Below are 10,589 nucleotides of genomic sequence, written 5' to 3'. Positions count from 1 at the left end.
CCTGCAAACAGCGTACTGTAGGGTCAACCCGCCAGTGGGCGGAACTGCCGGAGGGGATAGTAGGCATGCTCATTGATGGTCTGTAGTGCAAAACGGGGCCAAAATGAAAATAGAGTACCTAATCAGGCACTTTTAGATTAAATATGGCTTCCAGGTTGAAGCGTGACGTTTTGTTTTTGAGCAGTTTATTGAAATCATACTCCCCTTGCAGGTTGACGTGTTGCCAGACGACGGCCGTGCCTTGCCGAATGGCATCAACCAAGGCTTCGATTTCCCTTTGCTTCGTCAACTGGCTCATGAACTGCGATAGATAAAGATAGTTCCAGACGATGATTGCATTCTGAATCAGTCGCCGGGCATGAACAATCTTTTCCTGATCCTCTTTTAGCCCAACCGAAAACTCCTGGTTGTTCCCAAAGAATACCGCTTTGCTGAACCGATTGACCAATTCAATCCGGCTCAATTGCTTTTCGATGGCCTGTCGAAGAGCCAGATCATCGAAGTAGCGTAAGATAAAACCTGACTTGATAATTTTGCCATATTCTTTCAACGCCTGGTGGAGAGGATTCTGTCGGGCGTAGGAACTTAGTCGTTTAAAGATGCGGTAGGCAGTCGTCTTGCCTGATTTTAGCGTGACCATTAGCCGTAAAATATCCTCCCACTGAGCGATGATCAGGTCGGTATCAATCCGGCTATCCGGCAATAGCGGGTAGTTCCGCTGAGCATACTCACGCCGGGTATTCATCGTATAAATCTGCTGACTACCAACATCTTTGATGCGTGGTGCGAATAATATGTCCAGCAAGTTCATCACCCCAAAAATAACTTCTGAATAGCCACCGGTATCCGTGGAGTGGATCGTGCTGCGAATGGCAGGGTTATTCAGATGGATGTCAATCACATACGGAGCCTCCCGCTCGGAAGCACTGATAACTAAGCTATGAAACAACGCAAATCGTTCGTCAATGGCCGTGTTCACCGTCGATGCCTTATCAAAGCCCGGATATTTATAGGAGTAATCTGCATTCAAGGACTCCTCAGTCACTAAAAATTTCTGACCATCACTACTGGTGTGCAGACCATCAGCGTTTTGGCGGTGCAGTTCAGGCAGGGCCAATTGGTTTTTGAAGGTGACTAACTGATCATTGGCCTGCTTAAGGCTGTCAGCCGTCAGATAGAGATCCGCTGTTAGCTGGAGTGTCGAGAGTTTTACGCCTTTGCTGATATTGGCCATTTTATCAATCCCGATATTACAACCCAGCGCGACGATAGCCGCAAAAAACGTTTCGGCACTTGGTCGGGTCTTGGCATATTTCCCCCCTAAATGCTCAATCTGACTCAGAAAAGGCGCACTCCGTTCGACCTCCGCCAGTAAATCCAGTACCGAAATATACCGCACCGGGGCAAAGTAAGGACTCACTACTGAAGTGTCGGTTTCATGGACTTTTGGTGTATCAATAATTGGCTTTTTGAGGGCATTGAACGTCAGGTGGTCATTTTGCCCCGCTATGGTACGTGTGTTGGTTTGTTGATACTGTGCATCTAACTCAGCTTTAAGTTTGGCTAATAAGGCCTTGATATCGGCAAATGGTGTCAGTCCGCAGTCTCGTAGTAGTTCATTCCGATTCGCCAGATAGGTTGCCTTGTCAATCAGGTATTCTTCCAGCGACCGGTAGCGATACGAGTGGATTAGGTTCAGCCGTCCGCTCTTAAGGCCTTCCGCAACGGCTTCAAAGAGCAGTACTTTATAAAGTTGTTTTTGGAAGACGGGATAGCCCTGACTATCGGTTACGTATAAGGCCTTCCGTTCGGCCTCCGTCAGCCAGCTTAGTTCATCCGCCGGTTGGGTCAACCCACCTTTGCTTCGTTGGTAGGCCAGTACCGCGTCTAATAAGGGCTTTTCGCTGGTCTGGGCATTAAAGCGTAGCCGGGTTAACAACGCACCAACCCGCAGATTAAGCCACAAAAACCGCCCGGCAAACAGCCGTCGAAAGTCTTCATCGTCAGACCGATTGGTTTCACCGGCCAACTGGCTGACTAACTCTTCCTGATCCGTCGTCAGAGTGAGATCAGCGGCCAGAATGTCTTCGATGGCCCGTAGTTTATCGGCATCATCTACTGACTGACGGGTAATCAACCGGATCGCTTCTACCTGCATCCGATAATCGGCCCTCGACTCTAAAGCCAATAAGGTGGCGGCTTTTCGCTGGCGATTGGAGGCAAAGTAAAGCTGTTGACGCGTTTTGTGGGTGGCATTCTGAGCCGCGCGAACACTCGACAGCAAAATATCGACGAAGGTGTCCTGCCATACTCGATACTGATGGATAACCAGACAAATCAGGTACAGGTGACGTTCCCGGTGGCTTTTTAACTGCACATTTCGGAGTTGTCGTACCTTGTAGGCGTAATAACTGATGGCAGAGTCGCTTAGATTGAGCGCCTGTGCAATTGGCTGAATGGTGTCAAAATAGTGGCTGAGTGAATCGAACAGGACAAGCGACGCTTTGATCTCGCCCGGACGTTCGCTCTGGGATATCTTTTTGTAAGCCAGTAAGGGCAGTTCATCAAAGGGCTTTTCGTTTTGGAGTAGTTCATCCAGCAGCGTCCGGTGTGGGGTTGTGAGTACTTGATTGAGTCGACTCATGCGTTGTCCATCACTCAGTCGATAAGCGGTGGTAATCAGGCGCTGAAATACGTCATAGGATGGTACTTCAATTTGCTGGCGTACCAGGAAGGCCCGGCTCTCATGGAGCACTTTCCGGGGCATAAGGGGTTGCTCAACCAGATGAGCTATTTGTTGGAGGAGTCGTTCCCGTCCCTGCCCGAATGCTTGCCAGCCCAGTAATTTGAGAATATGCCGCTGGTGTACGCCAGCCAATTGAGAGGAGTAGCTCTGGGCATCCAGCACTAGGGCGGACCACTCGATCTCTAATCGGTCACAGACGTATTGAAGATCCTGCGTGCGGAACAAGTCCGTTGCAAAAAAGCGGCCGCTGGCCCGGAAATATCCCCATTGTAAGATGAAGCCGACTTTGGTGATGGGTTTGCGTAGCTGGGGTACTGCCTGCTCAAGCCCGGTTGGCAGGTGAAAGAACTGGCTTCGTTGCCGATCACTAAATTGCGGTGGCCCATCGAAACGACGTATCTCCTGGGGTTGCAGAATCTTGATTCGGCTCATTGAGGGAGTAAAGAAAAGGAGGGTTTTCTTGCCCACTGGCCATCAGCAGAGTAGCAGGCGTTAATCTGGCCCAAAATAGGCAATAAACTTGGTCAAGAAATCAATGGCAAGTATCTTGACGGTCCATCAGGTTTTCTTACCGTTATGTTGATTGGTTATGCCCGGGTCTCGACCCACGATCAGTTGTTAGATGCCCAAGAGGATTTGCTGCGGGGGGCTGGCTGCGAAAAGATATTGACTGACAAGATCAGTGGCACGGTAGCCGAACGGTCGGGCCTAAACGAGGTAAAGAAACTCTTGCGATCAGGCGACACCTTAGTCGTCTGGCGGCTGGACCGATTAGGTCGCTCGTTAAAAGACCTCATTGACTGGGTTGCTTACCTGGATGGTCAGAGCGTGGCCCTGAAGAGCTTGCACGAATCGATTGACACGTCGACGTCGACGGGTAAGTTAGTATTTCACTTGTTTGGGGCTTTGGCTGAATTCGAGCGCAATTTGATTCAGGAACGGACGATGACAGGTCTGTCGGCTGCACGGGCCCGAGGCCGCTTAGGCGGACGACCCAAACGGCTCAATACGGACAAACAGCAATTGGCCGTTCAGCTTTATGAGGCCAAGAAGACCTCGATTAAGAAAATCTGTGAGATGCTAGCCATCAGCAAACCGACTTTGTATGCCTACGTGCGGGCTAATCAACAATTGGCAGGGGCCGTGAAAAAGGCGACTTGAGAAGTCCTATTTTCATTTTGGCCCCGTTTTGCAGCTAAGACCAAATACTCAATAGCCGAGGCAACGACAGTCTCCTTATCAACTTATTCGTAAGGATAGACTTCATAAATCATTGCCGATGAGGTTCCGTCGGAAAACTGAACACTGGCTAACAACTGTAAAATGCCTTGGTCGTAATCTGTTGGGACGTTATTGAAGCCGAGATAGAACTGTCGATACCTGTTTTTGCCCTCTGTAACCTTAAAAAGTAAGCTTATTTCATATCCATTTACGTCAACCTGATGTAGCGTGGCACCTTCCGGCAAGGCAACCTCGTTAAATCCGGCAAATAAAATAATGTTAATTAACGGGTCAGGTGTCATAAAATAGATGGAGGATAAGAGTGTACCGGGGTTCATCAGGGTAATGCCAGCAGATAACACCGAGCTTCCAGAAAAGCCCGCATGATGTGTCGGTAAAAGTAAATTCGGTCCCGGCCAACAAAGAACGCCAGTTCGTTTACATATTCGCACTGAAACAACAGGCCATTGCTAAAATGACCGTTCCCGGCGCCATAAAAATGATTTAAAGCGGGATAGATAATGGACAGCTCTGGATGATTATGTCTGGAAGCACCAATTACAAAGGCTGAGCGCCGCATCGAATTAAGCAGGCAGGTAATATCCCCTTCGTTAATATCCTCAGTAAAGTCAATGCGTTTCCCTGCCAACGCAGCCTGCCTGACCAGGTCACTGGTAGCCATGATCAAATCAATCCACTTCGTCTGAGTTTGTGGAGTAAATCGGGTAGTTGGATCAAAAGCATTTGACTGGATTAACGAAGTTATGTTGGCAAGATTTTCAGCAATTTCCAGCTTAGTCCAGGGTGTATCCGGGTAGTCAATCATACATAAGGCATTTGACTGCCGGTTAGCAAGCTGCCAGAAGGGCGTAATTTAATAACAACCAGGATGAAAAAATGATTAGTATTTGTCTGACTATTTTCAATTTTCTACTCAACTATATATTCCTGCAATCGCGGTTCTGATTAAATCGGTACACCCGGCTCACTATCATCGGTCTACACAGTATAGTATTCTCACAAAACCCTCCCAATCTGGTATGAAGCCGGGTTTTTCTGTTATCCCGGTAAAACGGGTAGTCCGTAAGATAATATACAGCGCATAATCTCAATCCCATACAGAGCACTTTGCTCAATAACGAACTTTGATTCTGCTAATCAGGAAAATGCGAATGGAAACGGAGTCTGTTCTACGTACCCGGGTAATGCTTCTGCCGCAGAACCGGTCGATACATCAGAATGGGAGTGTAAAAGGTGCTGCCTGCACCGCAGGTAAAAACTATTCCTCAGGTTTAACCAGCTGCCGGATTAGTTTTTGCAGTTTATCCCGCCAATCAGTATAACTACCGGATTTGATAAAAAAAGCAGCAGCGCCCTGCCGCTGTAATTCTTCCGGCGATAGCCCCCATTCAACTGTACTGGCCAATACCACAGGGGTCTGGTCAAATGAAGCCATAGACCGCAGAATAGCCAGCGTTTCCAGGCCACTCAGTCCGGGCATCTGCATATCCAGCATCATAAAGTCCGGTTTCTGAGAGTGATCCGCGGCATACCTTATGAGTTCTTTGCCATCGTTCATAAACATGATCTCTGCCCGGGGAGCGATTTCCCTGAATACCATGCGACTCAATAGCTGATCATCCAGATCGTCTTCGGCAATCCAAATTAATGCGCCCAATGTAAAACTGAAAATAAAGATTCGTACAGACTTAACTAGTTAAAAAAACTGAACAGGATACGCCTGAAAAAAGTCCGTAAGGCCCTGGTAAGAAGACGATTACAATCGTTTTGCCTGCGAATGTGATAAGTTTATAAAGCTGATTAAGGACACCATGTAGGGCCCCTGTCATCCATTACCTTACCCTGAATAACTTATCTGGTAAGGGGCTGATTCAACTGATGTAAGGCCTGACAGACATCAGGAACAGGCAGCAGAAGTAAAATATCAGGTTGTTTAAGGATTGATGCTCTTTCAGGGTGAGCCGTAAGTCCGCGTGGTCATCCACAATAAAAACAACCCGTTCAGTACTCATACCTGTTTTTTAGCTGTCAGGTCCGCCTATGAATTGTAGCGAAGGTAAAAGAAAAACCGAATAGCCTGCGTAATGTTTCAGAAAATGTCTATTTACTATACAGGCTAACTTTTTTATTGAGGTTAACATCTTTTTCGGGATAGATAGCACATAATATCTCATACCCCGAAAGCTTAGCCACGTTATTGCCTCAAAACATGTTTCCGGCCCGGAAAAGGTCCGGCCTTCCGGAATCATTCCGTTTGTTCAGGCACATACAGGGCGAACGTGTTTACATATAGCATATTTACAAAAAAACATGTCCGGGGACATGTTTTTTTGTTTCAGAGCGACGTGCCGGCTGCAATTTATGCGCGTTGTAACGTTAACCCTGTTTGATTGATAACCGGCCTGAATAGCCGCTTGCCAAGCTCAAGCCAGTGAGTAATGTGTATGTTAACCTCCGCCGCAAAGCGGCCAATTCGTTTATCTATGTGCATATCTGTACTGGTTTAAACTACCCTTTTAAGTTTAGCTGGTCTGGTTTACAAAATGGATATGTCAGCCGGTGTTGATGTTTCCTCAAACTGGCCGTAAGTATTACCAAAACAGACCGCATAAGAACGCCGGACCCATCAGTCTGGCTGACCTAAGCGCCTGAGCAGACTATAATGGGAATGTAATGCTGTGCGGAAACTATGATTTTCCAGATACGGTACCCCAAACTCCCCGGCAGTAGCCTTGACAATGTTGGTTAAAGCCGGATAATGTATATGGCATACCTTAGGAAAGAGATGATGTTCAATCTGCCGGTTCAGTCCGCCACAAATAAAAGCCGCCAATGGACTGCGTGGGGCAAAATTAGCCGTTGTGTGCAGTTGGTGAATCGCCCAGCTGTTTTCCATTGACCCGGACTGAGCCGGTACCGGAAAGCTGGTACCTTCGACCACGTGAGCAAGCTGGAAAACCAGCCCTAAAACCAGCCCTTCCATCAAATGCATGGCTACAAAACCCGTCAGTATCTGCCATAAGGCCAGATCCAGTAGCCAATACGGCAGAATCAGAAAAGCGATATAATACAACGTCTTCCCAAGAAACAGATTCACGTATTCTTTCTGCGGGTGGCTGTCGGGTTTATACTCCCCGATACGCGCTCTGAAAAACTTAACATAATCTTTGCGGAACACCCATGAAAGGGAAGCCAGCGCATAGAGCGGAAACGAATAAATATGCTGGTAATGATGCCAGAAATGATACGGTTGCTGCGGATCAATCCGGATCAGGCCGGGAGCAATATCAAGGTCCTCATCGTGTCCGGGGATATTAGTATAGGTGTGATGAACAATATTATGCGTTATTTTCCAGACATAAGGACTTGCGCCAAGCAAAAAGAAGCTGTAGCCCATAAACCGGTTGATGCGGGCACTGGCCGAAAAAGCACCGTGCAGCGCATCATGCGACACATTAAAGCCTATGCAGGCGGCAAATACTCCTAACGCTACACTTAACGCGAGCATGCCAGCAGGGCTGAACTGATTTGACAGAATTAAACAATAGACTAACAGATAGCCCCCCAGAAAGAAGCAGGCTTTAAGCCACATGGCGCGGTTTGCATGGGGAGAGATCCCCTGATCCGTAAAATAGGTATCAACCCTTTTCCGTAAAGTATTAAGAAAGGCCGTATTGCCCGCAGGAGCAAATTTAAGCGTAGTTGCCATCGACAGTTAAAGAGTTAAAATTGATTGATCGACAGAAACTGGTTACACTGCGTCATTTGTATGCGTTTCGGGCAGAGTATCCGGAAAAATGAAGAGTCACCAACAGGCTTGATGAAAATCAGACTGGTAAGTTCTGACTGAACAGGAAGCAGAAGATTCATTAAAAGCAGAATATCTACCTGTCAGGTAAACGCTCGGATGTCCGTATTGTTTTATAATGTGCTTTTTAATCCAGGTGTAAGCCGGTTAGCCCGCCGCGCAAATAACAGGCGGGTTCGTTGCTGCCCGCCGGTTTGATTAGCATGAAGCGGTTACGTTTTATGCGGTACTGCGGGAATACCTGCCTCCAGATAGCTTTTCGCCTCAGCAAAGGCTCTGACCATATGCCTGGTAAAGAAAATACGGTTACGGCCGATAAAAAACGTCAGTTCATCTTCGTAGGGGCAGCTAAAAAAAAGCCCGTCCGGAAAGTAGCCAACGCCGGCACCAAAGAAATGACGGATAACGGAGGGGATTGTTTGTCGATCCGGGGCCGGTTCGTTTATCCCTTGATCCATGTCGTCCAGATGCCGGCACATGCCCGTTATCAGACTGGTAATATCCTCGATACGCCCGTTTGTACCTACTTCGTCCAGAAAATCAATCCGCCGGCCTGCCAGCTGCGCCTGCATTAACAACGCCTCTTCCAGGAAAAGAAGCCTGATAAAATTTGTCTCCGTTGAGCCGGTGAAGAGTGCGTCCCGTCTAAAGCATGGCTCATGAAGCAGCCGTTCAATCCGGATTAAGTTCGCATTTAACTGACCTCGGGTCCATAATTCAGCTGAGTTATTCATAGTACTGACTTGCTGACCTTGATAATTTGGAAATAAGCCAGATCGCTTTTTTATAAACCATTCGGGAAAGAAAACGATTTATTTATTTTCATACTACCGTCCATTTATACGTAGAACCGGGCTGAAACGGCTTACTGAAACATTTGACTTGGGATGTTTTATAAGAAATAGCCTCTCCGGGTTTCTTGTAGCAAGTAGACAAAGAATTACGCTGGATTTTTTGATCTGTTTTCCGGCCCGTTGCATCGGTTTGACAGCTCCTTCCGCGTTTTGTAGAACGTTCGACGACTGCCAATGCCAAAGTAGCTCATGATCTGAATAGTATAGGCCGGTTCCTGAGCCGGTATCTCATTTTTACATAGACCGCTCCGGTTACCCTGCATGTCAGGGTGTTTACCCTGAACATGCTTCTTTATATGATATGGCCTCCAGAAAGATAATATACATCGTTGATGATCAGGACGATTACCGCTTTTTACTTAAGCAGCTGTTCAGTCAGCTGTTTCCGGCTTATTTAGTATGCTTTTTTAATAGCGGACAGGCCTTATTAAAGCAGCTCCCTGACTTACCGGCAAATCCTGACTTAATCCTTCTGGACTGTCATATGCCTGACTTTGACGGCAATCAAACCTTGCGTTCGTTAAAAGGTCATCCGGCTTACAGGACTATTCCGGTAGTCATGATGAGCGCCGCTGCTTCTGCTGCCGAAATTAAAGTCTGCTATGAAAACGGTACTAATTCATTTGTAATGAAAGAAATGAACTACGCTGACCTGAAGGCCCGTCTGGAAACTATATGCCAATACTGGTTAGATATAAACTATGCCTGATTCTCAGCCAGGAAGTTCCGGAACGGAGTAAAACAAAGCCTTTTGCCATTAAGGGTTAAAATATATTCCTTATACTCTTAAGCCACGTAGCCTGCGGCTTATGCCGGAATACCTTCCCGATACCCTTTCCCTCTACTTTAATGCTGTCAAGGCATAATCCGGCGGGGTGACCGCGCAGAGCTGAAGTGCCTTTTTTGTATCGCTCTATAGGCCTATAGCCAGTTGTAGCCTTCTATATAGATAAGCAGCTCGTTTACAGTTATATAGCCTGTCTGTGAAGAAAAGCCGGCTTTGGCCGTGGTTTTCCACGGTGTGGACAGTCCCCGGGGCTTCAATCAGGCAATACGGTATATCTGTATTACCGGCCTGAACGGGGCTGATACACCTTCTGCCCCCTGTGCTATGCCGTTTTTTTATACCCCCCGGGGGTGATTGTTATTTTGCGTAAGGAATCCCTTAACTATTTCATTTTTTCAGAACGCCGGAGTTGTCAGCACACGCTCTGAATCCGCACGTACGCGCGAGTATTACGTACCGGCACGTACCGGCCATCAGCAGGCACAAATCTCCTTGCTGCTCATAGAAAATGATGCAATGTTAGCTGATTGCTTTCTGATGACTTATATATGTTCAGGTTATCAGAGCAGGACAGTAGGGTTCCGTGTCAAATACGTAGGAATGGACTGACCTGGTACGGTTCATATTTTTTCGATTACCGGTTAGTAAGAACCATTAAGTTACCATACAGGCTGATATGGTTTTTTAAATATATTTGACTGTAGTACAGCTTACTGACTATATCGTTTATAGAAACCGGGCATTGTCTTTGTACAATGCCCGTAAATTCAGCCGGTCAGACTTATCTGTACGTATAGAAAACAGCTGTGACCCTTACACATCGGGCCTTTGTCCGGTCGCTTTGTTACCGGAACGTTTATGTCCCGTCCGGCAGATACAGTACCAGCGTCACCGGCGCCCAGATATCATCCATGGTGCGCTGAAAACGTATGACCTGCCCCGTTAGCGGCATAAGGACATCCTGCTCCCGGATTATGGCCGGTGTCCTGCGCAGACTAAATACAGTAGCCTTATGCCCTGATCTGAGGGTAAAAAAAGCGAACATAGTACCTTTTTTGTATCGTTCCCTGGAGACATATAGCTAATTGCGCCCTTCTATATAGATAAGTAAGTTGTTTACAGTCAGATAGTCTATTTACTGAGAAAAAACGG

General features: G+C 47.1%; 9 protein-coding genes. 2 read left to right on the top strand and 7 right to left on the bottom strand.

Annotation, left to right across the window (positions count from 1 at the left end; genetic code table 11):
* Nucleotides 1–118 precede the first annotated feature (118 nt).
* Nucleotides 119–3,178 (bottom strand): Tn3 family transposase, encoded by a 3,060-nt coding sequence (locus AC23NW_RS33995; protein ID WP_487455078.1) that lies wholly within the window; start codon nt 3,176–3,178, stop codon nt 119–121.
* A gap of 144 nt (nt 3,179–3,322) precedes the next feature.
* Between AC23NW_RS33995 and AC23NW_RS33990 the strand changes: the two genes are divergently transcribed.
* Nucleotides 3,323–3,907, top strand: coding sequence for a recombinase family protein (locus tag AC23NW_RS33990; protein WP_487455077.1), 585 nt, complete (start codon nt 3,323–3,325; stop codon nt 3,905–3,907).
* Between the two features lie 83 nt (nt 3,908–3,990).
* Here the strand turns inward: AC23NW_RS33990 and AC23NW_RS33985 are convergent, their stop codons facing one another.
* The 5 genes from AC23NW_RS33985 to AC23NW_RS33965 all read right to left on the bottom strand — a co-directional run bounded on the left by AC23NW_RS33985 (nt 3,991) and on the right by AC23NW_RS33965 (nt 8,530).
* Nucleotides 3,991–4,269, bottom strand: a complete 279-nt coding sequence (locus AC23NW_RS33985; protein WP_487455076.1) for a hypothetical protein — start codon at nt 4,267–4,269, stop codon at nt 3,991–3,993.
* A gap of 35 nt (nt 4,270–4,304) precedes the next feature.
* Nucleotides 4,305–4,793, bottom strand: a complete 489-nt coding sequence (locus tag AC23NW_RS33980; protein ID WP_487455075.1) for a hypothetical protein — start codon at nt 4,791–4,793, stop codon at nt 4,305–4,307.
* Between the two features lie 453 nt (nt 4,794–5,246).
* On the bottom strand, nt 5,247–5,645 hold the full coding sequence (locus AC23NW_RS33975; RefSeq protein ID WP_487455074.1) for a response regulator: 399 nt from the start codon (nt 5,643–5,645) through the stop codon (nt 5,247–5,249).
* A gap of 969 nt (nt 5,646–6,614) precedes the next feature.
* Nucleotides 6,615–7,697 (bottom strand): fatty acid desaturase family protein, encoded by a 1,083-nt coding sequence (locus AC23NW_RS33970; RefSeq protein WP_487455073.1) that lies wholly within the window; start codon nt 7,695–7,697, stop codon nt 6,615–6,617.
* A gap of 311 nt (nt 7,698–8,008) precedes the next feature.
* The gene (locus AC23NW_RS33965; RefSeq protein WP_487455072.1) at nt 8,009–8,530 is read right to left on the bottom strand and encodes a hypothetical protein; all 522 of its coding nucleotides are present in this window, start codon (nt 8,528–8,530) and stop codon (nt 8,009–8,011) included.
* 421 nt (nt 8,531–8,951) lie between these two features.
* On the opposite strand from AC23NW_RS33965, the gene AC23NW_RS33960 reads away from it, so the two are divergent.
* Nucleotides 8,952–9,359, top strand: a complete 408-nt coding sequence (locus AC23NW_RS33960; protein ID WP_487455071.1) for a response regulator — start codon at nt 8,952–8,954, stop codon at nt 9,357–9,359.
* Between the two features lie 934 nt (nt 9,360–10,293).
* Here the strand turns inward: AC23NW_RS33960 and AC23NW_RS33955 are convergent.
* Complete coding sequence (locus AC23NW_RS33955; RefSeq protein WP_487455070.1) at nt 10,294–10,482, bottom strand: hypothetical protein; 189 nt, start codon at nt 10,480–10,482, stop codon at nt 10,294–10,296.
* Between the last annotated feature and the right edge of the window lie 107 nt (nt 10,483–10,589).

The organism is Arsenicibacter sp. R0_47, from assembly GCF_057652235.1.
This window is presented reverse-complemented; position numbering and strand designations above follow the sequence as displayed.

Excerpts from the sequence above, each read along its gene's own strand:
- AC23NW_RS33995 (WP_487455078.1), bottom strand. The coding sequence starts at position 3,178 with ATGAGCCGAATCAAGATTCTGCAACCCCAGGAGATACGTCGTTTCGAT.
- AC23NW_RS33990 (WP_487455077.1), top strand. The coding sequence starts at position 3,323 with ATGTTGATTGGTTATGCCCGGGTCTCGACCCACGATCAGTTGTTAGAT.
- AC23NW_RS33985 (WP_487455076.1), bottom strand. The coding sequence starts at position 4,269 with ATGACACCTGACCCGTTAATTAACATTATTTTATTTGCCGGATTTAAC.
- AC23NW_RS33980 (WP_487455075.1), bottom strand. The coding sequence starts at position 4,793 with ATGATTGACTACCCGGATACACCCTGGACTAAGCTGGAAATTGCTGAA.
- AC23NW_RS33970 (WP_487455073.1), bottom strand. The coding sequence starts at position 7,697 with ATGGCAACTACGCTTAAATTTGCTCCTGCGGGCAATACGGCCTTTCTT.
- AC23NW_RS33965 (WP_487455072.1), bottom strand. The coding sequence starts at position 8,530 with ATGAATAACTCAGCTGAATTATGGACCCGAGGTCAGTTAAATGCGAAC.
- AC23NW_RS33960 (WP_487455071.1), top strand. The coding sequence starts at position 8,952 with ATGGCCTCCAGAAAGATAATATACATCGTTGATGATCAGGACGATTAC.
- AC23NW_RS33955 (WP_487455070.1), bottom strand. The coding sequence starts at position 10,482 with ATGTTCGCTTTTTTTACCCTCAGATCAGGGCATAAGGCTACTGTATTT.